Source organism: Acidovorax sp. 94, assembly GCF_003634645.1.
Taxonomy (GTDB): Bacteria; Pseudomonadota; Gammaproteobacteria; order Burkholderiales; family Burkholderiaceae_C; genus Acidovorax; species Acidovorax facilis.
The window spans coordinates 1835605-1861268 of sequence record NZ_RBJA01000001.1 but is presented as its reverse complement, the minus strand read 5'-3'; the positions used below and the strand labels follow the sequence as shown (position 1 = coordinate 1861268).

At 62.5% G+C, this 25664-nt stretch carries 23 protein-coding genes and 6 tRNA genes; 17 read left to right on the top strand and 12 right to left on the bottom strand.

Features of this window, described 5'->3' with window-relative positions:
• Positions 1-119 precede the first annotated feature (119 nt).
• A complete protein-coding gene (locus C8C94_RS08655) occupies positions 120-1181 on the top strand; it encodes an aldo/keto reductase (RefSeq protein WP_121420441.1) in 1062 nt (353 codons plus the stop codon).
• Between the two features lie 69 nt (positions 1182-1250).
• Here C8C94_RS08655 and C8C94_RS08650 read toward each other — a convergent pair whose 3' ends face one another.
• On the bottom strand, positions 1251-2666 hold the full coding sequence (locus C8C94_RS08650) for a M20 family metallopeptidase (protein WP_121420440.1): 1416 nt from the start codon (positions 2664-2666) through the stop codon (positions 1251-1253).
• A gap of 19 nt (positions 2667-2685) precedes the next feature.
• On the bottom strand, positions 2686-3678 hold the full coding sequence (locus C8C94_RS08645) for a tripartite tricarboxylate transporter substrate binding protein (protein WP_121420439.1): 993 nt from the start codon (positions 3676-3678) through the stop codon (positions 2686-2688).
• A 178-nt stretch (positions 3679-3856) separates the two neighbouring features.
• Between C8C94_RS08645 and C8C94_RS08640 the strand changes: the two genes are divergently transcribed.
• The 3 genes from C8C94_RS08640 (at position 3857) to plsY (ending at position 6092) form a co-directional block, all read left to right on the top strand.
• A complete protein-coding gene (locus C8C94_RS08640) occupies positions 3857-4816 on the top strand; it encodes a LysR family transcriptional regulator (protein ID WP_121420438.1) in 960 nt (319 codons plus the stop codon).
• A 70-nt stretch (positions 4817-4886) separates the two neighbouring features.
• Positions 4887-5378 carry an aminoacyl-tRNA deacylase gene (locus C8C94_RS08635; protein WP_055402597.1) on the top strand — a complete coding sequence of 164 codons (492 nt, stop codon included), beginning with the start codon at positions 4887-4889 and terminating at the stop codon, positions 5376-5378.
• Between the two features lie 48 nt (positions 5379-5426).
• Positions 5427-6092, top strand: a complete 666-nt coding sequence (plsY, locus tag C8C94_RS08630; RefSeq protein ID WP_121420437.1) for a glycerol-3-phosphate 1-O-acyltransferase PlsY — start codon at positions 5427-5429, stop codon at positions 6090-6092.
• A gap of 72 nt (positions 6093-6164) precedes the next feature.
• Here plsY and C8C94_RS08625 read toward each other — a convergent pair whose 3' ends face one another.
• From C8C94_RS08625 to C8C94_RS08615, 3 genes are all read right to left on the bottom strand, one after another.
• Positions 6165-7187 (bottom strand): HD-GYP domain-containing protein, encoded by a 1023-nt coding sequence (locus C8C94_RS08625; protein ID WP_055402593.1) that lies wholly within the window; start codon positions 7185-7187, stop codon positions 6165-6167.
• A 23-nt stretch (positions 7188-7210) separates the two neighbouring features.
• The gene (locus C8C94_RS08620) at positions 7211-7858 is read right to left on the bottom strand and encodes a TIGR02281 family clan AA aspartic protease (protein WP_121420436.1); all 648 of its coding nucleotides are present in this window, start codon (positions 7856-7858) and stop codon (positions 7211-7213) included.
• A 142-nt stretch (positions 7859-8000) separates the two neighbouring features.
• Positions 8001-8486 carry a YajQ family cyclic di-GMP-binding protein gene (locus C8C94_RS08615; RefSeq protein ID WP_055402590.1) on the bottom strand — a complete coding sequence of 162 codons (486 nt, stop codon included), beginning with the start codon at positions 8484-8486 and terminating at the stop codon, positions 8001-8003.
• 74 nt (positions 8487-8560) lie between these two features.
• Here C8C94_RS08615 and murB point away from each other — a divergent pair, with 74 nt between their 5' ends.
• On the top strand, positions 8561-9634 hold the full coding sequence (gene murB / locus C8C94_RS08610) for a UDP-N-acetylmuramate dehydrogenase (RefSeq protein ID WP_121420435.1): 1074 nt from the start codon (positions 8561-8563) through the stop codon (positions 9632-9634).
• 130 nt (positions 9635-9764) lie between these two features.
• Here murB and argG read toward each other — a convergent pair whose 3' ends face one another.
• From argG to C8C94_RS08590, 4 genes are all read right to left on the bottom strand, one after another.
• The gene (gene argG / locus C8C94_RS08605; RefSeq protein ID WP_121420434.1) at positions 9765-11102 is read right to left on the bottom strand and encodes an argininosuccinate synthase; all 1338 of its coding nucleotides are present in this window, start codon (positions 11100-11102) and stop codon (positions 9765-9767) included.
• A gap of 86 nt (positions 11103-11188) precedes the next feature.
• Complete coding sequence (locus C8C94_RS08600; protein ID WP_055402584.1) at positions 11189-11506, bottom strand: pyrimidine/purine nucleoside phosphorylase; 318 nt, start codon at positions 11504-11506, stop codon at positions 11189-11191.
• 151 nt (positions 11507-11657) lie between these two features.
• Positions 11658-12314: a glycine zipper 2TM domain-containing protein gene (locus tag C8C94_RS08595; RefSeq protein ID WP_121420433.1), complete on the bottom strand. Its 657-nt coding sequence runs from the start codon at positions 12312-12314 to the stop codon at positions 11658-11660.
• A 146-nt stretch (positions 12315-12460) separates the two neighbouring features.
• Positions 12461-12847 carry an ArsC family reductase gene (locus C8C94_RS08590; RefSeq protein ID WP_121422773.1) on the bottom strand — a complete coding sequence of 129 codons (387 nt, stop codon included), beginning with the start codon at positions 12845-12847 and terminating at the stop codon, positions 12461-12463.
• Positions 12848-12895: 48 nt separating this feature from the next.
• Here C8C94_RS08590 and folC point away from each other — a divergent pair, with 48 nt between their 5' ends.
• The 12 genes from folC (at position 12896) to C8C94_RS08530 (ending at position 22504) form a co-directional block, all read left to right on the top strand.
• Entirely contained in the window at positions 12896-14221 is a 1326-nt protein-coding gene (folC, locus tag C8C94_RS08585; RefSeq protein ID WP_121420432.1) for a bifunctional tetrahydrofolate synthase/dihydrofolate synthase, read from the top strand.
• Between the two features lie 33 nt (positions 14222-14254).
• Positions 14255-15088 (top strand): SPOR domain-containing protein, encoded by an 834-nt coding sequence (locus tag C8C94_RS08580; protein WP_121420431.1) that lies wholly within the window; start codon positions 14255-14257, stop codon positions 15086-15088.
• Between the two features lie 26 nt (positions 15089-15114).
• Positions 15115-15603 carry a CvpA family protein gene (locus C8C94_RS08575; protein WP_121420430.1) on the top strand — a complete coding sequence of 163 codons (489 nt, stop codon included), beginning with the start codon at positions 15115-15117 and terminating at the stop codon, positions 15601-15603.
• Between the two features lie 78 nt (positions 15604-15681).
• On the top strand, positions 15682-17187 hold the full coding sequence (gene purF / locus C8C94_RS08570; protein WP_055402574.1) for an amidophosphoribosyltransferase: 1506 nt from the start codon (positions 15682-15684) through the stop codon (positions 17185-17187).
• Positions 17188-17305: 118 nt separating this feature from the next.
• A complete protein-coding gene (gltX, locus tag C8C94_RS08565) occupies positions 17306-18727 on the top strand; it encodes a glutamate--tRNA ligase (protein WP_121420429.1) in 1422 nt (473 codons plus the stop codon).
• A gap of 65 nt (positions 18728-18792) precedes the next feature.
• Positions 18793-18868 (top strand) — tRNA-Ala (locus tag C8C94_RS08560).
• 30 nt (positions 18869-18898) lie between these two features.
• Positions 18899-18974: transfer RNA gene (locus C8C94_RS08555), tRNA-Glu, on the top strand.
• Positions 18975-19026: 52 nt separating this feature from the next.
• Positions 19027-19103 (top strand) — tRNA-Asp (locus tag C8C94_RS08550).
• Between the two features lie 64 nt (positions 19104-19167).
• Positions 19168-19243 (top strand) — tRNA-Ala (locus C8C94_RS08545).
• Between the two features lie 30 nt (positions 19244-19273).
• Positions 19274-19349: transfer RNA gene (locus tag C8C94_RS08540), tRNA-Glu, on the top strand.
• A gap of 52 nt (positions 19350-19401) precedes the next feature.
• Positions 19402-19478, top strand: a tRNA-Asp gene (locus C8C94_RS08535).
• A 143-nt stretch (positions 19479-19621) separates the two neighbouring features.
• Positions 19622-22504, top strand: coding sequence for an EAL domain-containing protein (locus C8C94_RS08530; RefSeq protein ID WP_121420428.1), 2883 nt, complete (start codon positions 19622-19624; stop codon positions 22502-22504).
• A gap of 204 nt (positions 22505-22708) precedes the next feature.
• Here the strand turns inward: C8C94_RS08530 and C8C94_RS08525 are convergent, their stop codons facing one another.
• The 3 genes from C8C94_RS08525 to C8C94_RS08515 all read right to left on the bottom strand — a co-directional run bounded on the left by C8C94_RS08525 (position 22709) and on the right by C8C94_RS08515 (position 25604).
• Positions 22709-23467 (bottom strand): 3-hydroxyacyl-CoA dehydrogenase, encoded by a 759-nt coding sequence (locus C8C94_RS08525; protein WP_055402569.1) that lies wholly within the window; start codon positions 23465-23467, stop codon positions 22709-22711.
• 115 nt (positions 23468-23582) lie between these two features.
• The gene (locus C8C94_RS08520) at positions 23583-24635 is read right to left on the bottom strand and encodes an extracellular solute-binding protein (protein WP_121420427.1); all 1053 of its coding nucleotides are present in this window, start codon (positions 24633-24635) and stop codon (positions 23583-23585) included.
• A 420-nt stretch (positions 24636-25055) separates the two neighbouring features.
• Positions 25056-25604 carry a phasin family protein gene (locus C8C94_RS08515; protein ID WP_055402564.1) on the bottom strand — a complete coding sequence of 183 codons (549 nt, stop codon included), beginning with the start codon at positions 25602-25604 and terminating at the stop codon, positions 25056-25058.
• Between the last annotated feature and the right edge of the window lie 60 nt (positions 25605-25664).

The following is a 25664-nucleotide window of genomic DNA, read 5'->3' as shown; positions in this document are numbered from 1 at the left end:
AACACCGCAGGGTTTGCCGCATGTCGCGTGCAGCAAACCCTGTGAGGCGGGTGTGCAAGCCCAGGCCTGCAGACTTTGCTGGCAACCCGTAAACTGCGCGGCTTGCCAACGGAGTCCGCATGAACAATATCCAACTCGGTCAGAGCGATCTGCACGTCACCCCCATCTGCCTGGGCACCATGACCTTTGGTGAACAGGTCAACGAATCTGATTCCCACGACATCCTCAGCCGCTCGCTGGCAAGGGGGGTGAACTTCATCGACACGGCCGAGATGTATTCGGTGCCAGCCAAGGCTGAGACCTTTGGCGCTACCGAAACCATCATCGGCAACTGGTTCGCCAAGAACCCCGGTGCGCGCCAGAAACTGGTGGTGGCCACCAAGGTGGCGGGCCCTTCGCGCGGCATGCCCTGGGTGCGCGAGGGCAAGGGCATGGCTGCGGCCGATATCGTTGCTTCGTGCGAGGGCAGCCTGCGCCGCCTGCAGACCGATGTGATCGACCTCTACCAGATCCACTGGCCCGAGCGCCATGTGCCCGCCTTTGGCAACCTTTACTACGACCCTTCCAAAGAAACCTCCACCACCCCCATTCGCGAGCAGCTCGAAGCTTTGTCGGGGCTGGTGAAGGCGGGCAAGGTGCGGTACATCGGCCTGTCGAACGAGACGCCCTATGGCGTGCATGAATTCGTGCGCCTGGCCGAGCAGCACGGCCTGCCGCGCGTGGCTACGGTGCAAAACCCGTATTGCCTGATCAACCGCACCTGGGAAAACGGCCTGGACGAAACCTGCCACCGGCTGAACGTGTCGCTGCTCGCCTACTCACCGCTGGGTTTTGGCCTGCTGACGGGCAAGTACGACGAAAGCGGCATCACCGGCCCATCCGCACCCCAGGGCGCACGCATTGCCACGTATGAATCCGTGCGCAAGCAGCGCTGGGGCCGCACCGAGGCGCTCACGGCATCGCGCCGCTACAACGCCCTGGCCCGTGCCAATGGCATGACGCCTACGCAAATGGCGCTGGCGTTCTGCTACACCAAGTGGCAGGTGGCCAGCACCATCATCGGCGTGACGTCGGTGGCGCAGTTGGATGAAGACCTGAATGCGTGGGGAACCACGCTGTCGCCAGAGGTGTTGAAGGAGATTGACGCCATCCGCTGGGAGCTGCGCGACCCGGCATTGTGATCACTGTACACAGATAGCAAAAAGGGGCTGAATCGCCCCTTTTTTTACGTCGGTCAGAACGGCTGGTGTCTATGCAACGGCGGTGATACGTCCTTCCTTCCAGGGTGTGCCCGGCGCCTCGCCCAGGTCCCAAAACAGCCCAGCCATGACGGCCAGCCCTTCGCGGGCCACAGGTGCCAGCAGATGCTCGTTGGGCGCATGTTGCGCGCAGGCCGGGTACGAGTGGGGCACCCAAAGGGTGGGCAGGCCCAGCTGGTCCGCAAAGATATCGTTGGGTAGAGAGCCCGCCAGGTTGGGCAGCAAGGTGGCAGGCTGCCCCGCGCTGGCTTGCAGCGACGCCAGCGTCCAGTCCACCCAGGGGTTGTGCAGGTCGAGCCGGGTGGCGCCGCACACCATGCCCATGGTGATTTCCACCTGGCTGAAACCATGCGCGTCCAAATGCGCGCGCAGCGTGGCTTGCACGTTCTTCCAGTCGGTGCCCACTACAAAGCGCAGCTGGCAATGGGCCACCGCTTGGGAAGGGATGGCATTGATCGGGCGCTGGGCGTTGCCCGCACCCAGAGCCAGCACTTCCAGAGTGTTCCAGCCCACCAGTTGTTCGGCGGGCGTGAGGCCGGGTTCGCCCCATCCGGGCGTGAGCGCAGGGTCATCGGCACCTGCGCCGATCACCACGTCTTTCAGTGCCGTGCGCAGCTTGTCGGGCACGGCAGGCGGTAGCAAGCCCTCGACCAGAATGCGGCCCTGGGCGTCCACCAACGTGGCCAGCGCGTGCGTGAGCACGGTGGCCGGGTTGGCCAACACGCCGCCCCAGTTGCCCGAGTGGTAGGCCTTGTCGCGGCTGCGCACCGCGAGCGAAAAGTTGATGGCACCGCGCGAACCCAGAAAGAGCGTGGGGCGCGCCGCGTTCACCCGGGGGCCGTCGCTGGCCACGAAGAGGTCGGCTTTCAGCGCATCCCTGTGCTGTTCGCAGAATGCGGCCAGGCCGGGTGAACCGGCTTCTTCGCCCATCTCCATGAGCAGTGTCACGTTGTAGCCCAGACGGCCTTGGCGTGCCTCCAGCGTGTGCGCCAGCGCGGCAAGGCTGACGGTGTGTTGGCCCTTGTTGTCGGCGGTGCCACGGCCATACCAGCGGTCACCTTCAATGGTCAGCTCCCAGGGCGAAAGACCTTCGCGCCATTGGCTGTCCTGGCCGTTGACCACGTCGCCGTGGCCATAGGTCATCACGGTGGGCAAGGCGGGGTCTTCTACCCTGCGGGCCAGCAACAGCGGGCCACCCTTGGGATCGGGGTTGTCGAGCACCTGGCAGTCAAAGCCCAGCGGCTCCAGCCAAGGCACGATTTCGTCGGTCAGGTAGGTGCGCAGCGTGGGGGGGACTTGCCCGGTATCGCTTTCGGTGCGCCAGGCCACGCGTCGGCGCAGGTCATCGGCAAAGCGGCCGTCATCGAAGTAGTGGTGGACGTTGTTGATCAGTTGCTCTCGGTTCATCGTTTTCTCCTTGCTGGGGTCACTCCACCACGATCTGTGCACGGTGGGCCAGCGCGCGGTAGCGCCCGATCTCGTCTTCCATGGCGGCGTGCATGGCCTTGGGGCCCACGAACACGGGCTCCATGCCTTGGGCGCGAATCTGGTCTTGCAGCTGGACGTCGCGCATGGCGGCCTCGACTTCTTTCACCAGTTTGTCCACGATGGGCGCGGGCGTGCGCGCCGGGGCTGCCACGGCGTACCAGCCGTCAAAGGCTGCGTCTGGCAGCTTCAGTTCCCGCACAGTAGGAATCGAGGGCAGGGCGCGGGCGCGCTCGTTGCCTGCAATGGCCAGTGCGCGCAGCTTGCCTGAGCGCACATGCGGTGCGGCACTGGCCACGGTGTCGATGGCCATCTGGATCTCACCGCCGATCAACCCCATCATGGCCTGCGCGCTGCCCCGGTAGGGCACGTCCTGCAGGCGCACGCCAGCGGCCTGCTCCAACAGTGCGCCGACGAGGTGGGGGGCCGAACCGGAGCCGAAAGTGGCGTAGTTGATAGTTTTGGGCGCGGCCTTTGCGGCGGCCAGCAGGGCGGCGAAGTCCTTGTGGGGCGAACTGGCGCTGACCACGATCACCAGCGGTGCGCGGGCAACGATGGCCACAGGCGCCAGGTCCTTGAGCGGGTCGTACGGCAGCTTGGGCCGCAGCGCAGCGTTCACGGTGTAGCTGGTGGAGCCCGACACCAGCAGGGTATAGCCGTCGGGCTCGGCCTTGACCACGCTGTCGGTGCCAATGATGGTGGAGGCGCCGGGCTTGTTGTCGATGACCACGGGCTTGCCCAGGCGTGTGGACAGCTTTTGGCCCAGCGCACGGGCTACGGCATCGGTGCCGCCCCCGGGTGGGAAGGGCGCGACCAGGCGCACAGTGCGCTGGGGCCACGCCTCCGAGGGCGCAGCCGTCTGGGCAAGGGACAGGGTGCTGGCGAAGGTGGCCAGGACGGCGGACAGCAAAGAGACTCGGACAAGGCTATTCATGCAGGCTCCAGAGGTTGATGCGTGGGGTGTTGGTAGCACTGCCGCAAAGGCGATCGCGCTGATACCCACAGCCATGGGTGAATTGGAGCCTTAAACCATGCAAGATGGGAGCCGGTTTACCATTGCTCTGGATAGAGATTTGGCAACTGAGCGTTGCCTTTTGGTTAGTAGGTACACGATGCCCATTTCACTGCTCAGCCTGCCCTTGCGTTACTTTCTGGAGGTGGCGCGCACCGGCTCTGTCAATCAGGCGGCGCAGCGCCTGTACGTGGCCGCATCGGCGGTGAGCCGCCAGTTGGGCAAGCTGGAAGACAGCCTGGGCGTGACGCTGTTCGAACGCCAAGCACGTGGCATGGCGCTGACTGAAGCGGGCACCCGGCTGCTGGCTCATGCCACCGCACACGATGCGCAGGCCACAGAATTGGTCGAGCAACTGCAAGGGCTGTCGGCCCAGCAGGCTTTGCGTGTGCGGGTGGCCTGCACCGAAGGCTTTGCCGCGAGCTTCATGCCGCTGGTGATGTCGGTGTTCCGGCAGACGCACCCACAGGTGCAGCTGCAGTTGCTGGTGGACGTGCCGCAGGAAGTGTCGGCCCTGGTGCAGCGCGGAGACGTTGATCTGGCGCTGAAGTACAGCGTGGCGCCCGAGAAAGGTTTGCAGGTGCTGCATTCGGCCATTGCCCCGATCTACGCCATCATGCCCGCGCAGCACCCGCTGGCCCGCCAGCGCAGCGTGAGCGTGGCCGATGTGGTGCGCTATCCGCTGCTGCTGGGTGCGGGCAACACGACCGGGCGGCAGCTGTTTGACCTGAGCTGTGCAGTGCAGGGCCTGCGGTATGTGCCAGCGGTGGAGAGCAATTTTTCATCGGCGCTGCTGCCGCTGCTGAGCGGGCAGGACGTGGTGCTGGCCAGCTACCTCACGGCGGCGCGATGGGTGGAGGCGGGCCTGCTGGCCGCCCGGCCGTTTGACGAGGTGCAACTGCAGCAGCGGCGTCTGCAGGTGCTGGCTGTGGAGGGGCGAGTGCCGTCGGCGCTGGTGCAGCAGTTCACGCAGGCGCTGGTGGCTGCCATTGAGCAGTACGGCAAGCGCAAGGTGGGGCGGCGCAAGACGACAGCAGCGCGGGTGATCGAGGTGCCTTGATTCGGGCTGCCTGCCGTTCGCAGTGGGGGCGCGCAACTGGATACCATTCGTTCCCTACCCGGATCGCACCATGGCCAAGAAAGAACACGTCTCCGAGACCCAAGCCACCCAGTTGCTCAAGGCGAACAAGGTGGCATTCACTGAGCACCCCTACGAATACCTGGAGCACGGCGGCGCCATGCACAGCGCCGAGGTGCTAGGCCTCGACCCCTTCACGGTGGTCAAGACCCTGGTCATGCAGGACCAGGATGCCAAGCCCTTGCTGGTGCTGATGCATGGCAATCGCAAGGTCTCCACCAAAAACCTCGCGCGCCAGATCGGCGCCAAGTCGGTCGAGCCGTGCGCGCCGGAGGTCGCCAACCGCCACAGCGGCTACCTGGTGGGTGGCACGTCGCCCTTTGGCACGCGGCGGGCCATGCCGGTGTACATCGAAGAAACCATCCTCGCGCTGCCGCGCATTGCCATTAATGGCGGGCGCCGGGGCTTTCTGGTGCAGATCGATCCGCAGGTGTGTGTGCAGTTGCTGGGTGCTAAACCGGTGCACTGCGCGCTGGCAGAATAGGCCGCCACGGCAGACCGTCCGCCGTCCCCCGATTTTTGAGGAGTTGCCTTGACCGCCGTGTATCCCATCCTTGCCGCTGTGGCCGCCTACTTGCTGGGCTCGCTGTCGTTCGCCGTCATCGTGACGCGTGTGATGGGGCTGAGCGACCCGCGCACCTATGGCAGCAAGAACCCCGGTGCCACCAACGTGCTGCGCTCGGGCTCCAAGGCCGCAGCCATCGTCACACTGCTGTTGGACGCCATGAAAGGCTGGCTGCCTGTGGCGTTGGTGATGTGGTTTGGTCAGCCCTATGGGCTGGACGACGGCACGGTCGCCATGGTGGGGCTGGCGGCTTTTCTGGGCCACCTGTGGCCTGTGTTCTTCCGATTTGAAGGTGGCAAGGGCGTTGCCACTGCGCTGGGCGTGCTGTTGGGCATCAGCGTCTGGCTGGGGCTGGCCACGGCTGCGACCTGGCTCATCATCGCGTTTTTCTTCCGCTACTCGTCCCTGGCCTCGCTGGTGGCTGCCGCCTTTGCGCCGGTGTATTACCTGCTGGTGGATGGGGTGGTGTGGTATGCCGAGGGAACGATTGCGGGCTCCATCATCGTGATGGCCATGCTGCTGGCCTGGCGCCACAAGGAGAACATCCAGCGCCTGATCGAAGGCAAGGAGTCGCGACTGGGCAGCAAAAAGGCCAAGCCGAACGCCGAGGGTGCAGGCAAGTCGCCAAAGTAAACGCAGGGGGAAGGCACGCCGCGCTGACTGCGGTGCACGTGCCGTCTGCTCAGCTTCTTGTACGGACAGGTTCTACAGCGAACCTGGCCCTGAAATCAGCCCCCGGAGCCCGGCGCTGTGCTGGGCGGCATAGAGGCCCAGGCGCACCATGGTGCGGTGGTTGAGCTCCAGGCTCACGGCCGATCGGGCCAGGGCGGACTGGATGCGGGGTTTTCCCGTGGCCGTCTGGTACAGGCTGGGCTGCGCGTGGTGGGTGCCGGTGCGGTCCAGAAGGCTGGCGACCAGCGGATGATTGGCTTTTTCGCTGCGGCGCAGCACGATGGCGGTCTCGCCGTTGTCGAGCTTCACAAAAGTCCCTGGCGGGCACAGGCCGATGGAGCGCACCAGGGTGTAGCTCACCTCGTCGCGCTGGTCGATCTCCTGCCCGACGATGGCGCGTACCGAGTCGGTGGCACTGCGGCCTGCACGGGACTTGCGTGGGCTGATCATGGCTGCATAGCGGTCGATGGTGCCCAGGACACGTGTGAGCCGGTCCACCGGGTCCTGGTTGGCCAGCGGCACACGGTCCGCCACGGTGGCATGGTGTTGTCCCACCACGTCCAGCCAGAGCGCATCGTTGATGAACAGGCGCTCCAGCAGCATCATGCTTTCTTCCGGGTGGCTCTTGATGGCCTCTTGTTGGACCGGTGTCGGGCGTTCACGCTGTTCGGCCAGCTCATCCTGCAGAGCCGTCATGCCAATGTTCATGGTGAGGGCCGCGCGCACCAGGCTGTCGCGCTCGCGTGGTGCCAGCTGCAGTTCGTGCGCCATGATGTGGCACAAGGTGCCGCACACCAGCGCATGGGAGGCGCTATAGCCCACGGTGGATGTGGACGCCAGCTGGAACATCAGGTACAGCGCTGCGTCGATGTCGTGCGCCACCAGGTCCTGCATCCAGCTATCGAACTGGCGCACCTTGGCGGCAAAATCCTGTACCTGCAGAGGTCGCGACAGGAGCACCGACAGCGCTGATTCCAGGTCTGACCACAGGCCCAGCAAGTCCTCGTACTCGCCTTCGGCGTGGTGTGGGGTGCCGGTGGAGTGGTGGGCAGACATGGTGGTGTGTGCAGCGGTCAGGCTCAGTTGCGCTTTTCCAGCACCATCTGGTCGTTGATGCGTGTCATCTGGAACTCGGTCAGAAAGCTGTTGCCCAGCAGCACATAGGGCATGGGCTGCGGGGTGATGATGGCCTCGACCCCGAACACCTCGACATCGCCGATGCGCACTGAGTCCAGCTTCATGCGCCACCCTTGCGCCACACCATTGGCCGTGTTCATGCGCACGGGCTGGCCGTTCTGGTAGTTGAGCCCCATGCGCTCAGCATCCTGCCGCCCGATGGCCACGGTGGAAGCACCGGTGTCCACCATGTACTGCATCACACGCCCGTTGATGGTGCCGCTGTTGATGAAATGCCCACGGCTGTCGGCCATCAATACGACGCGCTTGCCGCTTCCGCCACGGGCGCCAACGCTCACCGGGGCCTCGCCCAGCCGCAGCACGCGTCGCGTGCCATTGACTTCGATGGTGGCTTCTTCTTTGGTGACGGTAATGACCTTGACGCCCTGGTACTCATCCCCAGCACCCACCGCCTTGGGTGGGTTGGCATCCACCACCAGCAAGGCCTTGCTGCCCAGCATGCCCGCCAGCGCCACCGCCTGCGCATGAGCCCAGGACGGAGCCAAGCACAGAGCAACCAGCGCGGCCAGGGCAAAGGAGTGGATCGTCATTCGTTGATGGCGCTGTGCGCCTCCCCCGTACTTCGGAACTGGCGCGGCCCAGGCGAGGGAAGCCAAGCAAGGGCCGCCCCGCAGCGAGGGCGTCGTCCCCCTGGAGGGGGAAGGCGCGAAGCGACTCAGGGGGTGCGCCATCTCAGTCGCGGAAGTTGTCGAACGACAGGGGAACGTCCGTTACATCCTTGCGGATCAGCGCCATGGCCGCCTGCAGGTCGTCGCGCTTGGCACCCGTCACGCGCACCTTGTCCTCCTGGATGGCTGCCTGCACCTTGAGCTTGCTTTCCTTCATGAGCTTCTGGATCTTCTTGGCCAGCTCGCTCTCGATGCCGTTGCGCACCTTGATGACCTGCTTGACCTTGTCGCCGCCTATCTTCTGCACATCGCCCATGTCCAGAAAACGCACGTCCACGTTGCGCTTGGTGAGTTTGTTGCGCAGTACATCCTCGATCTGGGTGAGCTGAAAGTCGGCGTCACCGATCAGCGTGATGTCCTTGTCTTTGATCTCGATGCTGGCCGATGTGCCCTTGAAGTCGAAACGGGTGGCGATTTCCTTGGCGGTGTTCTCGACGGCGTTTTTCACTTCAACCAGGTTGGCTTCACAGACGGTGTCAAAAGATGGCATGGATGGCTCTCAATCTCAGGGAAAACAGCTACAGATCGCAGGGGCCCGAAAGGGCGGGTGCGACAATCGGGCCAATGGTAGTCGAGAAAAACGCCCCTTTGCAGCCCTGGAACACCTTTGGCATTGCTGCGCGTGCCCAAACCCTGGTGCGTGTGCGCTCCGTGTCGGATCTGAAGGCAGTTCTGGCCGATACGGACCTGGCCCCTGCACCCAAGTTTGTGTTGGGCGGTGGCAGCAACATCATCCTGACCGGTGATGTGAAATCTATCGTGCTCAAGATGGAAATCAAGGGGCTGCGCTTGGTGGAGGAAACCCCCAAGGCCTGGATCGTGGAGGCGGGTGCGGGTGAGGTCTGGCACGATGCTGTGGCCTGGACGCTGGCGCGCGGGTTCCCCGGGCTGGAGAACCTGGCGCTGATCCCTGGCACCGTGGGCGCCTCGCCCGTGCAGAACATTGGCGCCTATGGCGTGGAGCTCCAGGACCGTTTTGAGTCGCTCGATGCCATCGACCTGGCCACCGGCCAGTCGTTCAGCCTGGATGCCGCGCAGTGCGGCTTTGGCTACCGCGATTCCGTCTTCAAGCATGCGCCCTCTGAATCGTTGGACGGCTGCGGATTGCCCCGCGGCATGGGGCTGGCGGGCAGGGCGGTCATCACCCATGTGCGGTTTCGGCTGCCCAAGCCCTGGAAGCCCGTGCTGGGCTACCTCGATCTGGAGCGCCGCCGCGCCGAGGCGGGCGTGGAGCACCCCAGTGCCCAGCAGATTTTTGACTGGATCTGCGACATTCGCCGCGTCAAGCTGCCCGACCCTGCCGTGGTGGGCAACGCAGGCAGCTTCTTCAAGAACCCCACGGTGTCGCCCGACCAGTGCGCCGACATCATCGCGCGCGAGCCCAAGATCGTGCATTACCCCATGCCCGACGGCAGCATCAAGCTGGCGGCGGGCTGGCTGATTGATGCCTGCGGCTGGAAGGGCAAGTCCATCGGCAAGGCGGGGGTGTACGAAAAGCAGGCCCTGGTGCTGGTCAACCGGGGGCACGGCGCCGACAGCGTGACGGGCGGCGAGGTGATGACCCTGGCCAAGGCCATCCAGACCAGCGTGTACGAGCGCTTTGGCATCCGGCTGGAGCCCGAGCCGGTGGTGGTTTAGACCAGCAGCCAACCTTCCCCGCAAAGAAAAAGCCACCGTTTCCGGTGGCTTTGCTCATTTTTGTATAGCTGCTAGCGCTTGAGGGATAAGCGCTAGAGCCACTTTTGACCCGTATTTTGGCGTCAAAGGCTTACTTGCGGTCGTTTTCCAGCTGCGCCAGTGCCGCATTGCCACCCAGCGACAGCAGGCCGGCACGCGAATACACACCCAGCTTGTCGCGGGTGTCCACGATGTCCAGGTTGCGCATGGTCAGTTGGCCAATGCGGTCCAGCGGCGAGAACGGTGCGTCTTCAACCTTCTCCATCGACAGGCGCTCGGGGTGGTACGTGAGATTGGGCGATTCGGTGTTCAGCAGCGAATAGTCGTTGCCACGGCGCAGTTCCAGCGTCACGGTGCCGGTCACGGCGCGGGCCACCCAGCGCTGGGCGGTTTCGCGCAGCATGATGGCCTGCGGGTCAAACCAGCGGCCCTGGTACAGCAGGCGGCCGAGCTTGAGGCCATTCATGCGGTACTGCTCGATCGTGTCTTCGTTGTGGATGCCCGTCACCAGGCGCTCGTAGGCGATGTGCAGCAATGCCAGGCCGGGGGCTTCGTAGATGCCGCGGCTCTTGGCTTCGATGATGCGGTTTTCGATCTGGTCGCTCATGCCCAGTCCATGGCGGCCGCCGATGCGGTTGGCTTCCAGGATCAGTTCCACGGGGTCATTGAATTCCACGCCATTCAGCGCCACAGGCTGGCCTTCTTCAAAGCGCACCGACACTTCCTCGGCCTTGACGGCGACTTCTTCCTTCCAGAACGCCACGCCCATGATGGGGTTCACGATGCGGATGCCGCTGCTCAAAAACTCCAGATCCTTGGCCTCGTGCGTTGCGCCCAGCATATTGCTGTCGGTGCTGTAGGCCTTCTCGGCGCTCATCTTGTAGCCAAAGCCGGCTTGCGTCATGAACGCGGACATCTCGGCGCGGCCGCCCAGTTCGTCGATGAACAGCTGGTCCAGCCAGGGCTTGTAGATCTTGAGGGATGGGTTGGTCAGCAGACCGTAGCGGTAGAAGCGCTCGATGTCGTTGCCCTTGAAGGTCGATCCGTCGCCCCAGATGTTGACGTCGTCTTCCTTCATCGCCGCCACCAGCATGGTGCCGGTCACGGCGCGGCCCAGGGGCGTGGTGTTGAAGTAGGTCAGGCCGCCGGTGCTGATGTGGAAGGCGCCGGCCTGCAGGGCGGCAATGCCTTCGTGCGCGAGCTGCGTGCGGCAGTCCACCAGGCGGGCTTTTTCTGCGCCGTATTCCATGGCCTTGCGCGGAATGGCTTCGTAGTCGGGCTCGTCGGGCTGGCCGAGGTTGGCGGTGTAGGCGTAGGGCACGGCGCCCTTGAGCTTCATCCAGTGCAGGGCTGCGCTGGTGTCCAGGCCGCCGGAAAATGCGATGCCGACCTTTTGGCCGAGGGGGAGGTTCTGGAGGATGGTTGCCATGGAATGCTTCTTCAAAAATGATAGCTGCTTGCGCTTGATGGATAAGCGCTAGAGGCCAAAATCAATCAAATTTCAGCCGAAACATCTCAGCCGAAATGGCAGATGTAGTGGTAGGCCTCGGTCACGCGGATGTCGAATTTCGAGTTGCCGGGCACGCTGAATTTGTCGCCCGCCGCAGACTTCACCCACGCGTCGGTGCCGTCCAGCTTGTATTCGCAGGAGCCCGCCACGCATTCCATGATCTCGGGCGCGCCGGTGTTGAAGGTGAGGGTAGCGGGCAGCACCACGCCCACCGACTTCTTTGTGCCGTCGGCAAAGGTGATGCCGTGGCTCACGCACTTGCCGTCAAAGTACACATTGGCCTGGGTGGTGACGGACACGCCGTCAATTTTTTCGGTGGTCATGGGTGCGCTGGATAAGGTAGAGGGAAACCCAGGATTTTAGGGCAGGGTGCGGGGAGCGCAGCCGCAGCGGGCCTCTGAATAATTCCCATCAGCCGTTGGGCGCCAAAAAAAGAGCCCCGAAGGGCTCTTGGTGATGCTGGCATGCCCGGGCTTAGCGCCAGTAGGGGTTGCGGTGGTGCGGGTAATAAGGACGGCTGTCGTAGCCGTACTCGATCACCGTGACGGGCGGCGTCACATAAGTGGGCTGCTGCTGGTACACCGGTTGCGCAGGGTAGGTCGAGGTCACCACGCCCGGCTGGCTGTACACACCTTGTGAGGCGTAAGGATCAGGCTGGGTGGAATAGGTCTGGCCTGCAGGCTGCACGCTCAGCGGGATCCAGCGGCCTGGATCGTTCTGGGTGCGGGTGGTGTACTGGCGCCCTGCATATTCATACACCACGTCGTAGCCCACTGTGCGATTCTCGTAATACGTCTCGGTCGTGCAGCGCTGTACGTTCTGGTACTGCGGCTGGCCACCTTCGATCTGGTTGCCGATCACGGCGCCACCGATCAGGCCAATGGCTGTGGCGGCGGCGCGGCCACTGCCTTTGCCAATGGCGTTGCCGGCTGCGCCACCCGCAATCGCGCCCATCACGGCGCCTGCTCCGGTGGTGCGGTTACCGCTATAGACGGTCTCGTTGCCACACACCTGCTGCGGCGTCGCGACCTGCTGGACGATGGGGGTGGCCGAGAGCACGCGGCCCTGTTCCTGGGCACTGGCCATGGTGGCGATGGCTGCCATGGCGGAAAAAATGACGATCTTTTTCATGGAGAAACTCCTTTCGGGTCGGTACATAACGCACCAGACTGCAGAAAAGTTTAGGCCCGCACGGTCAATTCAGGGCCTGCCCGCCGTAAATCTGCGTAAAGATTTGTGCAATTTCTCCGGTCCTGGCGATTGATTCACGTGCCGATTCAGGTGCCTGCAGCCCGTCCCAACCACATCTGCCATTGGTCGGGAGCAAAACCCACGGAAATGTGCACCTGGCCACCGTGCTGCCACTCCACCACCGGGCGTTTGATGACGCTAGGTTGGGCCTGCATCAGGGCGCTGGCGGTATCGTCGTTGGTGACGGCTGCCTGGGTTTGCTCGTCCAGCTTTCGCCATGTGGTCCCCTGCCGATTGACCAGTTTTTGCCAGCCTGCTGCCGCCATCCAGTCGGGCAGGCGGTGGGCGGGCACCCCTTGTTTCTTGAAGTCGTGAAACTGGTAGTCCACGCCGTGTTCAGTCAACCAGGTGCGGGATTTCTTGACGGTGTCGCAGTTGGGTATGCCGTAAACGGTGATGAGTGAGGTTGTCATGCCGCGCATCATCCTCGAACTTGTGGCTGGGCGACAATCCCGCCCTGTATGCATACCAAAATCCACACTCTGGAAGGCTGGCTCCGCCACTGCGAGCAGCTTCATCCCCGCAACATCGAAATGGGCCTGGACCGTGTCCGTGAAGTGGCACGCCGCATGGTGCTGCGGTTTGACTGCCCCGTGATCACCGTGGCCGGCACCAATGGAAAAGGCTCTACCTGCGCCATGCTGGAGGCGGTGGCGCAGCAGGCGGGCTACCGCACAGGCGTGTACACATCGCCCCACCTGGTGCACTTCGAGGAGCGCTGCCGCGTTCATGGTGAAATTGTCAATGCTTCTGATTTGATAGCACACTTCGAAGCTGTGGAAAGCGCCAGGTTCCAAAATGGCAATGAAATCTCCCTCACCTACTTCGAATTCACGACGCTGGCCATCCTGCGCCTCATGAGCCATGCGCGGCTGGACTTGGCCATCCTCGAAGTGGGGCTCGGCGGGCGCCTGGATGCCACCAACGTCATTGATGCCGACTGCGCCATCATCACCAGCATCGACATCGACCACACTGAATTCCTGGGACCAGACCGCGAGAGCATCGGCCGGGAGAAGGCCGGCATCATGCGCACGGGCCGCCCCGTGATCGTGGGCGATCCGATGGCTCCCCAGAGTGTCATCGACCATGCGCTGGAAATCGGTGCCGACCTGTGGCGCTTCGGCAAGGATTTCAATTTCTCGGGCGACAAACAGCAGTGGAGCTGGGCAGGGCGGGGCCGCCGTTATGCGGGGCTGGCCTATCCATCGCTGCGCGGCGCCAACCAGCTGATCAATGCCTCGGGCGTGCTGGCCGCGCTGGAGGCCCTGCGCGAGCGCATTCCCGTCACGGCCCAGGCGGTGCGCAACGGGCTGGCATTGGTGGAGCTGCCGGGGCGGTTCCAGATCGTGCCAGGCCAGCCTACGCTGGTGCTCGACGTGGCGCACAACCCGCATTCAGTGGCTGCACTCACTGCCAATCTGGATGCCATGGGGTTTTTCCCCACGACGCATGCGGTGTTCGGCGCCATGGCCGACAAGGACCTGGGGCCTATGCTGGCCAAGGTCGGCCCGCTGGTGGATCGCTGGTATTTCACCAACCTGCCGACCCCACGCGCCGAGACTGCCGCCGTCCTGCAGCAGAAGTGGAACGCCGTGCAGATGGTGGCGGGCGGGCGCCGCGATGTGACCTCCAGTCTGCACGCAGACCCCATGGAGGCCCTGGAGGCGGCGGTCGCTGCGGCAGACCCCGCTGATAGAATCGTGGTCTTTGGCTCGTTTTACACGGTGGGTGGTGTTCTGTTCAACGGAACACCTCGCCTGCACGCCAAACATCTGGGCCAATAGACAGGTTCTGAGGTCCGAACGAGTCGTTACTCCATGGCATTTTTCAAGTTTCGGTGGCCCGGTCAGGGTGAACAAGCTCAGGCCGAAAAGCCGTCCAAGCGCCCGCGCACCCCGCAGGCCGAGAGCATCGAGGTGATGCGGCGGCGTGCTCGCCATCGGTTGATCGGCGCCGCAGTGCTGGTGCTGGTTGGGGTGATCGGTTTCCCCATGCTGTTTGACACCCAACCCCGGCCGATTCCGGTGGATATTCCCATCGAGATCCCCGACCGCAACAAGGTGGCCCCTTTGGTGGTGCCCGCTCCGGTTGCTGAGGCGCCGGCGGCTGCCAAGCCTTCGACCCCGTCTTCGCAGGACGTGGCCACCGCACCGCGCCCCACGCCCCAGCGCAACAACAGTGCGGTGGGCAATGGCCTCGCGGATGGCGAGGAACTGGTGCAAGGATCGCGTTCCGCGGCTTCCAAACCCGCCCCTGCAGCGCCAGCCAAACCGGAAGCAAAACCCGAACCGAAGCCAGAGCCCAAGCCGCCGGTGCCCAGCGAGCCCAAGCCTGTGCAGCGCCCGGACGAGGCTGCCCGCGCGCGTGCGCTGCTGGAAGGCCGGTCGGCAGAGCCCGCGACTGCAGCTGCCACCGCCGAGGAAGCCCGGTTCATTGTGCAGGTGGGTGCTTTCGCGGACGCAGACAAAGCCCGTGAAGCGCGTACCAAAGTGGAGCGTGCGGGCATGAAAACCTATACCCAGGTGGTGGACACCAAGGATGGCAAGCGCACGCGGGTTCGTGTGGGGCCTTTCACCAACCGGGCTGAGGCGGACAAGGCTGCGGCGCGCATCAAGGCGCTGGATCTGTCGGCCTCTGTGCTGACTCTGTAGGCCAGTGCCAAGGGGTTTCTGCATCCATGGCTGCGCTGGACTGGATTTTTGCGGCGGTGCTGCTGGCATCGATGCTCATAGGGGCATGGCGCGGGCTGGTGTTCGAGGTGCTGTCTCTGGTGGGCTGGGTGGTGTCTTTTTTTGTGGCGCAATGGTTTGCCGAGGACATGGCGGCGTTGTTGCCTATGGGCGAGTCGGCCGAAGCATTGCGCTATGCCGCAGGGTTTGTGGTGGTGTTTGTTGCGTCGGTGTTTGCCTGCGGTTTTTTGACATGGCTGGCAAAAAAGCTGGTGGATGCCATCGGCCTGCGGCCTGCAGATCGTACTTTGGGGGCGGCCTTCGGGGTGTTGCGCGGGGTGGTTTTGCTGCTGGCGGTGGCCGTGGTGGCGGGCCTCACGCCCCTGCACGAAGCCTTGTGGTGGCAGGAGTCCCAAGGGGCCCCGGTGCTGGCTGAAGTGCTTCGGGGCTTGAAACCGGCGCTGCCGGAAGAATTTGGAAGGCATCTGCCTTCCTGATAGCGATGCGGTTGCGGCCAGAAGCCGTTGCCGCTGGGTTGCCGCGGGGCTGTTCCCGCAAACGGATGGAATACAACTATGTGTGGAATCGTCGGCGTCGTCAGTCCAGCGCCCGTCAATCAGCTGATCTATGACGCCTTGCTGCTCTTGCAGCACCGTGGTCAGGACGCAGCGGGCATCGTGACCCAGCAGGGCCGCAAGTTTTTCATGCACAAGGCCAAGGGCATGGTGCGCGATGTGTTCCGCACGCGCAACATGCGCGCGTTGCCTGGCAATGTGGGTCTGGGCCAGGTGCGCTACCCCACCGCAGGCAACGCCTACAGCGAAGAAGAGGCGCAGCCGTTTTATGTCAATGCACCGTTCGGCATCGTGCTGGTGCACAACGGCAACCTGACCAATGCGCGCGAACTTCGCACCGAGCTGTTCCTGACGGACCACCGCCATACGAACACGGAAAGCGATTCTGAAGTTCTGCTGAATGTGTTCGCGCACGAGCTGGAGCGCGCCACCCGGGGTGTGCCGCTGCAGCCTGAAGACGTCTTCACTGCGGTACGTGCGGTACACAAACGCATCAAGGGCTCTTATGCTGTGATCGCGCTGATTGCAGGCCACGGCCTGCTGGCCTTCCGCGATCCGCACGGCATTCGCCCGCTGGCCATGGGGCGCAGCCAGGATGGAACTGTGATGGTGGGCAGCGAATCGGTCGCCCTGGAGGGCACATCGCATGTGTTCGAGCGCAACATCGACCCCGGCGAGGCGATCTTCATCACGCTCGACGGACAGGTGCATGCCCGCCAATGCGCCGAAAACCCGCAGCTCAACCCCTGCATCTTCGAATTCGTGTACCTGGCGCGCCCGGACTCGGTGCTCGACGGCATTTCGGTGTACCAGGCGCGTCTGAACCTGGGCGAGGCCCTTGCCAAGCGCGTGGTGTCTACCGTGCCACCCAACGAAATCGACGTGATCATCCCGATCCCCGAGTCCAGCCGCCCCAGTGCCACGCAATTGGCTCACCTGCTGGGCATCCCATACCGCGAAGGCTTCGTCAAGAACCGCTATGTGGGCCGGACCTTCATCATGCCGGGGCAGGGTGTGCGCAAGAAGTCGGTGCGCCAGAAGCTCAATGTGATCGGCAGCGAGTTCAAGGGCCGCAACGTGTTGTTGGTGGACGATTCCATCGTGCGTGGCACCACCAGCCGCGAGATCGTGCAGATGGCACGTGACGCCGGCGCGCGCAAGGTGTACCTTGCCAGCGCTGCACCGCCTGTGCGTTACCCCAACGTGTACGGTATTGACATGCCCACCAGCAGCGAACTGGTGGCCCATGGCCGCACCGTGGAAGAGATTCGCCAGGCGATTGGCTGCGACGCACTGATTTATCAGGATGTGGACGGCATGAAAAAGGCGGTGGGCGCCCTCAATAGCGCCATCGTAGGGTTTGATGCGTCCTGCTTTGATGGTGTATATGTGACCGGAGACATTACCGCCGAGGGCATCGCCAGCCTGAACGAGGGGCGGGTGGGGGTGGAGGAGGGAGAGGAAGACACCTCCCGCCTGGCGCTGCCGAATGCCCAAGAGGTTTAGGCATAGGATCGTTGCAGGTCGCCTTGTCCTGGATGGCGACCTGGCAGCAAGCTTTGCCCCCGCTCTCTGGATTGATTGAATCTTGAAACTGGCCCCGCGAGGGCCAGAACTTATTGACATGACTGATACCACTGCTTCCGGCGCGGGCCGCGTGCGCACCCGTTTTGCCCCGTCTCCCACGGGATTTATCCACCTGGGCAACATCCGCTCTGCGCTGTACCCCTGGGCGTTTGCCCGTGCTACGGGCGGCGATTTCATCCTGCGCATTGAAGACACGGACCTGGAGCGTTCCAGCCAGGCGGCGGTAGACGTGATCATCGAAGGCATGGCATGGCTCGGGCTGGACCACGACGAAGGCCCGTTCTACCAAATGCAGCGCATGGACCGCTACAAGACTGTGTTGGCAGAGCTGCAGGCCGCAGGCCATGTGTATCCCTGCTACATGAGCGTGGCCGAACTGGATGCCTTGCGAGAGAAGCAGATGGCCGCCAAGGAAAAGCCCCGCTATGACGGCACCTGGCGCCCCGAGGCTGGAAAAACCCTGCCGCCCGTGCCCGAGGGGGTATTGCCCGTGCTGCGTTTCAAGAACCCGCAAGGCGGTGTGGTGGCGTGGGACGACAAGGTCAAAGGCCGCATCGAGATCAGCAATGACGAGCTCGACGATCTTGTGATTGCGCGCCCGGACGGAACACCCACCTACAACTTCTGTGTGGTGGTGGACGATATCGACATGGCCATCACCCACGTGATCCGGGGTGACGACCACGTGAACAACACGCCGCGCCAGATCAATATCTTCCGCGCTCTGGGCAAGGAGCCGCCGGTGTATGCCCACCTGCCCACCGTGCTCAACGAGCAAGGCGAGAAGATGAGCAAGCGCAACGGTGCCAAGCCCGTCACGCAGTACCGCGATGAGGGCTATCTGCCAGATGCCATGGTGAACTACCTGGCGCGCTTGGGCTGGAGCCACGGCGACGATGAGATCTTCAGCCGCGAGCAATTCCTGCAGTGGTTCAACCTCGACCACCTGGGTCGCAGTGCGGCCCAGTTCGACGAAGCCAAGCTGCGTTGGGTGAACGCCCAGCACCTCAAGGCCATGGCCGATGACGCACTGGCCGCGCTGGTGGCGCCTCAGCTGCAGCAGCGGGGGGTATCTGCCGAAGCGTTGGCAGATGGGCGGCTTGCGCGGATCTGTGCCTTGTTCAAGGATCGCTGCGACACCACAGTGGCGCTCGCCGATTGGGCGCATGTCTTCTACGGTGAGGTAACGCCCGTGGATGCGGAGCGCAGCCAGCACGTTACCGAAGCCATTGCACCCGCGCTGGATGCATTGGCCGATGCGCTGTCGGCCTGTGCATGGGACAAGGCTTCCATCAGCGCTGCGTTTAAGCAGGTGCTGGCTAGCCAGGGCCTGAAGATGCCCCAGCTGGCCATGCCCGCACGGGTGCTGACCGTGGGTACGGCCCACACGCCCTCGGTGGATGCCGTGCTGGAATTGGTCGGTCGTGAAAAAGTTGTAGCGCGTTTGCGAAACCGCTGAAAATCTGTCTATAATTCAAGGCTCAGATGATGACAACAAACACGGTGTGTTTCGAGTCATTAAGTGGGGGTATAGCTCAGCTGGGAGAGCGCTTGCATGGCATGCAAGAGGTCATCGGTTCGATCCCGTTTACCTCCACCAAAGTTTGTTAACGGTTAGTTCCAAGGTTTTGACCCTATCGTCTAGAGGCCTAGGACATCACCCTTTCACGGTGAGTACCGGGGTTCGAATCCCCGTAGGGTCGCCAAGTTGTAGCGCTTGGCTTGTGTTGAAAAGATGCAAGCAAAAGCTGCCTGCCAGGAGTGGTAGTTCAGTTGGTTAGAATACCGGCCTGTCACGCCGGGGGTCGCGGGTTCGAGTCCCGTCCACTCCGCCAGTCAAAACCCTTGCAGGTCTTTGATATGCAAGGGTTTTTCTTTGGCTTGGGCCAGAGAAATTTTGGGGGTATAGCTCAGCTGGGAGAGCGCTTGCATGGCATGCAAGAGGTCATCGGTTCGATCCCGTTTACCTCCACCAAAGTTTGTTAACGGTTAGTTCCAAGGTTTTGACCCCATCGTCTAGAGGCCTAGGACATCACCCTTTCACGGTGAGTACCGGGGTTCGAATCCCCGTGGGGTCGCCAAGTTGTAGCGCTTGGCTTGTGTTGAAAAGATGCAAGCAAAAGCTGCCTGCCAGGAGTGGTAGTTCAGTTGGTTAGAATACCGGCCTGTCACGCCGGGGGTCGCGGGTTCGAGTCCCGTCCACTCCGCCAGTCATCAACCGCTGCAGTCGAAAGGCTGCAGCGGTTTTTTTTTGCGCCTGTGTTCCTGGTTTGTGGCTGAAGACGGGGTGTGCAAGAATGTGTAACGGCATGGCCGCACTGAGGGTGGGGCACATCAAAGAGACAAGGCGCCCATGACTCCAACCCGGTGGCAGATCCATTCCCAACATACCGCCAGCTTCAGAAGCGTGGCGCCAGTGTTGTGGCTGCTGACCGGGGCTGCGGTTGCCGCCTGGGCATATTTCTCGATGGCGACTCCCGAACGAGTGCGGCATTTCCTGGTACTTCACCAGGGGCTGGAAACGCTCTCGATTGTGGTGTCGGCACTGGTTTTTGCGGTGGGCTGGAAGGCGCACAGCATCAATCCTCAGCGGAACGTCTTCATTCTTGCCTGCGGTTTTTTGGGTGTCGCCCTGCTGGATTTTTCGCACATGCTGTCGTATGCCGGCATGCCCGATTACGTCACGGCCAATTCGGTGGCCAAGGGCATCAATTTCTGGCTGCCTGCGCGTTACCTGGTGGCTGTAAGCCTGCTGTGGGCGCTGGGGCTGCACTGGCATGCTCCTGGGGATTCGGCACCTGCGGGGCCGGGGCGATTTGCCGTGCTGGCGCTGGTCCTGGGCGTTGTCGCAGCGGTTCACGTGCTGGTTTTCTGGTACCCGCACTGGTATCCCGAAACCTACGGATCAACAGGTCTTACCCCGTTCAAGATTGCGGCTGAATATGGCGTGATTGCCTTGTATGCCGCGTCGCTGGCTCTCTTGTTGCGTCTGGCGAGAGAGCGTACATCGTTTGATGTGGCTCGCCTCTTCGCTGCGGTCTGGGTGATGGCCCTGAGCGAGTTCTTTTTCACTTTCTACGTTACCGCCACGGACCCTTTCAACCTGCTGGGCCATGTCTACAAGGTGGTGGGTTACTACTATCTGTACCGGGCCATTTTTGTGGGCACTATTGAGGCGCCATACCGCGCATTGAAGCAGTCCGACAAGGCCTTGCGTGCGGTGCTGGACGCGGTTCCCGATCTCATGTTCGAGGTGACGCGCGGTGGTCGTTATGTCGAGATCCATACGCGCCAGCCCGAGTTGCTGCTGTTGCCGGCCGAAAAGGTTCTGGGTCGCACCATTCACGACATTCTTCCACCGCAGGCTGCTGCGGTGGCACAGCGTGCCATTGACGCGGCTGCCGAGCACGGGGTTGCCCGTGATTTCCAGTACACACTCGATCTGCCAGATGGCAAGCACTGGTTCGAACTCTCCGTGGCCCGCAAAGTGATGGATGAGGCGTCAGAGGCGCATTTTGTGGTGTTGTCCCGTGACATCACGCAGCGGGTGCAGACGCTCGATACCTTGCGCAAACTGCGCCATGCCGTAGAACAGGCTCCCAATTCGATCTTCATCGCTGGAGCCGATGGCAACATCGAATATGTGAACCCGGCTTTTTCCGTCACCACCGGATACAGCCTTGCCGAAGTTGTCGGGCGCAACCCGCGCCTGCTCAGCGCGGGGGGAACCCCGCTGTCTGTTTATGCCGACCTTTGGGCGCATCTGTCATCGGGACGTGCCTGGCGCGGCGAGTTTCTCAACCGCCGCAAGGACGGTCGTGAGTACTATGAGTCGGCCATCATTTCGCCGCTGCACGATGAGCAAGGGCGGATCACGCACTACCTGGCCGTGCAAGAAGATGTGACCGAACGCAAGCGCGATGAAGAGCGTATCCGCAAGCTGGTCAACTTTGATGCGCTGACGGGCTTGCCCAACCGTACGATGTTTGCGTCGCGGTTCAGCCAGGCGCTTGCGCTGACCCAGCGCAGCGGACGGCATCTTGCATTGCTGTACCTGGATCTGGACCATTTTAAGAATGTCAATGACTCCCTGGGCCACCAGGTGGGCGATGAGTTGCTGGTGGAGATTGCACACCGGCTGCAGTTGGTGCTGCGCGAGGAAGATACCGTGTCGCGCCCTGGGGGAGACGAGTTCATCATCGTGCTGCCATTGGCGGATGCGCAACATGCAGCCCATGTGGCCGAGAGCCTGCAGTCCGAGGTGCGCCGGGTCTGCAGGTTGGGCCACCATGAGCTGGTGGTGACGTCGTCCATCGGCATTGCTTTGTATCCAGAGGATGGCCGTGAGTTTGAAACCCTGGCACAGCGTGCTGATGCGGCGATGTTCCGTGCCAAGGAGACGGGGCGTGACACCTACCGGTTTTTCTCTGCCGATATGCAAGCCCATTCATTGCGGGTGTTGCAGATAGAAAATGCGTTGCGCAGTGCGGTGGTGCAAAACCAGTTGGCGTTGCACTACCAGCCCCAGATCCGTTTGCGCGACCGCAGGCTCACCGGGGTTGAGGCATTGCTGCGCTGGACCCATCCGGAGCTCGGCTTGATCAGCCCCGCAGAGTTCATCCCCGTGGCGGAAAGCAGTGGGCAGATTCTGGGCATTGGGGAATGGGTATTGCGCACGGCATTGGCACAGGCACGCGCGTGGTGCGAAGCGGGCCATACCGGGTTCACGGTGGCGGTCAATCTGTCGATGGTTCAGTTTCGCCACCCCGGTTTGGTCGAGATGGTGCAGCAGGCACTGGCTGACAGCGGGGTGTCGCCTCAGATGTTGGAGCTGGAGCTGACCGAGAGCATTGCCATGGACGCCCCCGAAAAGGTGATCGCCATTGTCCAGCAGCTGTTCGACCTGGGGGTGCAGCTGTCCATTGACGACTTTGGCACAGGCTACTCGTCGTTCAGCTACATCCAGCGCCTGCGGGTTCACAAGCTCAAGATTGACCAGTCCTTCGTGCGCCATCTTGGCGAGGAGGGCAGCGCCCAACACATCGTGCGCGCCATCATCGGCTTGGCACAGAGCCTGGACCTGGAGTCCATCGCCGAAGGGGTCGAGACGGCCACGCAGTGTGAAGCTTTGCTTTCTTTGGGTTGCAATACCGGCCAGGGGTATTACTTCAGTCGTCCGGTTCCGGCGGCGCAACTGGATGCCTGGATGACAGAGCGTCGCGTCACCCTGGTCTGAGAGCCTGCTTATGACCATGCGAAACCGTGAACAGGCTGCTGATGACAGCCGTCTACCTTCCTGGCAATGACAACCTCCTTCTCAGGAGGTGCGAAAGGTAGAAGTTTGAAGAAAATGGCCCGTAGCGCTTTATATGAAAGTCTTGTATGCTATATATTTAATAGCAAATAAGGTGTGACGCTGTCAGCGCCACAGGCCATTGTTTCAGCGTGGTGCCAAGCGGATGGCACCGTCGAGGCGAATCACTTCGCCATTGAGCATGTCGTTCTCAAAGATGTGCTGCACCAGCTTGGCATAGTCCTGCGGCGTGCCCAGGCGGCTGGGGAAGGGCACACCAGCGGCCAGCGCGTCCTGAACTTCTTGCGGCATGCCAAACAGCATCGGTGTGCCGAAGATGCCGGGGGCAATTGTCATATTGCGGATGCCGTTGCGCGCCAAGTCGCGGGCGATCGGCAGTGTCATGCCGACCACGCCGCCCTTGGATGCGGCATAGGCTGCCTGGCCAATTTGGCCGTCATAGGCCGCGACGCTGGCCGTCGAGATCAGCGCACCGCGCTCGCCGGTGGATTCGGGTTCGTTCTTGCTCATGGCTTCAGCGGCCAGGCGGATCATATTGAAGCTGCCGATCAGATTGACCGTGATGGTCTTGCTGAACAGCGCGAGGGCATGGGCGCCGTTCTTGCCCACTGTTTTTTCTGCGGGGGCAATGCCAGCACAGTTGACCAGGCCCATGAGCTTGCCCAGCGAAACCGCCTTGGCCACTACCGCCTGGCCATCGGCCTCGTTGCTGACATCACATTTCACAAAGGCGCCGCCGATCTCCTTGGCCACGGCTTCGCCTTTTTCGGCCTGCATGTCGGCAATGACCACGGTGCCGCCCTGGGCCGCCAGCATGCGTGCCGTACCTTCACCCAGGCCCGATGCGCCGCCGGTGACGATGAATACCTTGCCCTTGATGTCCATGTGCTGTCTCCTGTAAGTGACGTTAACGTAAACGTCAATTATGGCGCATCGAGGCCGACTTTCTGCAGGCGAAAAAAAGCCCGGCCAGGCCGGGCTTGTCAGGAGCCGGGCGGGCTTACTGGAAGCCGACGCGGTCCAGCATCTGCTGCACCTTCGTGGTGTTGGCACCCACTGCGCTGATAGGAATGGTCTCGCTCTTGAAAGGCTGTCCACCCGTCATGGCCTTGAGGGCAGGGTTGTCCAGGGTCACACCCTTTGCGGCGGGCCACTCGTTGTTGCCATTGGCAAAGTAGTTCTGTGCTTCCGGGCTGGCCAGATATTCCAGAAACTTGACCGCGTTGGCCTGGTTCTTGGAGTGCTTGGCCACAGCGCCGCCCGCGATGTTCAGGTGGGTGCCCCAGGATTCCTGGTTGGGGAACACCACGCCCACCTTGTTCACCACAGCCACATCTTCAGGCTTGGTAGAACGCATCATGCGGGCCAGGTAGTAGCTGTTGGTCACGGCGATATCGCATTCGCCAGCAGCCACTGCCTTGATCTGGTCCGTGTCCCCACCTTTGGGAGGGCGCGCCAGGTTGGCCACCAGGCCCTTGAGCCAGGCCTCGGCCTTCTGCTCGCCCATGTGCTCTGTCACGGCGCCAAAAAGGCTCAGGTTGTAGGGGTGCGAGCCGGAGCGGATGCACAGCTTGCCCTTGTTTTTGGGGTCGCCCAGCTCTTCGTACGTATCGACGTCCGCCTTTTGCATCTTGACCTTGTTGTAGACGATCACGCGGGCGCGGGTGGAAAGACCGAACCAGGCGATGCCGCCGTCAGCGGCTGGCTTGCTGCGCAGGTTGGCGGGGATGGCGTCGTTCAGCACCTTGGACTGGATGGGCTGGAAGAGACCGTCCACTTCGCCCTTGTAAAGACGTGCGGCGTCCACCAGCAGGATCACGTCCGCTGGCGAGGCAGCGCCCTCGGCCTTCAGGCGCGCCAGGATGCCGGCGTCATCGGCATCCACGCGGTTGATCTTGATGCCAGTGGCCTTGGTGAAGCCGCTGTACAGCGCTTCGTCGGTGGAGTAGTGGCGGGCCGAGTAGAGGTTGACGACTTGTTCCTGGGCATGGACAACGCCTGCAGCGGCGGTCAGGGCACAAGCACTCAGCAAGGCTTTCACAGTCTTCGACATGGATGCATCTTTCGGGGTTGTAACTCCGCCAATGATAAAGCAAACACGAATTATTCTTAATAAACGCCCAAGAGAGACCGGAATTTGGTGCGAGCGTCTGATGCAGCGCAAAGGCGAGGCTGCCCGCCGGGGAGGACGGGGCGGGTATTTCCGACAAGGCCGCCACAACGGGGCCCCGCCGCCCGCCGAACCGGCCGCTGAAGCCGCGCAAAGCCAGTTCCGGTGCTCTGCGCGAAGGTCCAGGCAAAAAAAAGCCCGGTCATGAACCGGGCTTTAAAAGGATCCCTGAAACGGGGGTTTCGAGAGGATCCAAGGAGACAACTGGTGCACTGCGGAGGGTGTCCGCAGCGCGTGGTTGAATTATCAGGGTATTCCCTGAATGCGGCCTAGAGGTTGCACTCCAGACCGCAAGTACTGGACTTAGCGCTTGCGGGGAGCTGCAGTCTTGGCGGCGTTGGCAGCGGTGTTGGCCACGGCGTTGAAGTTGGCTTCGGCCACGTCAGACGCTTGCTTGACGGCCTTTTGAACGGATTCAAAAGCGTTGTTGGCGGCAGAGACGGCGCTCTTCATCACGGCCACAGCGGTTTCGGAGCCGGCAGGTGCGTTCTTGGCGGCGCTGTCGACCAGGTTGGTGAAGCTCTTCTGAGCATCAGCAGCTTGCGATTCAAAAGCCTTGCCGAATTCTGCGCCGGTGCCCGAAGCGATGTCATACAGGTGACGGCTGTAGGCGGCGGTCTTTTCAGCCAGGGGCTGGAACAGGCCGGCTTGCAGGGCCAGCAGTTCTTGAGCGTCCTTCACGCCCAGGACAGCCTGGGTGTGGGTAGCGGCTTCCGACAGGGCAGCGCGCGAAGCGGTCACGTTCAGTTCAACCAGCTTTTCCACGCCTTCGAAGGCCTTGGTGGTCAGACCAAACAGGGTTTCGATGTTGGCTTTGTGCGAGGCCAGGATTTGTTCAGCGGTCAGCGTCATGTCATATCTCCTAAAAATGAGGGCCTTGAAGGCCTGGTGGTTCACAGACATCTGCGCTGG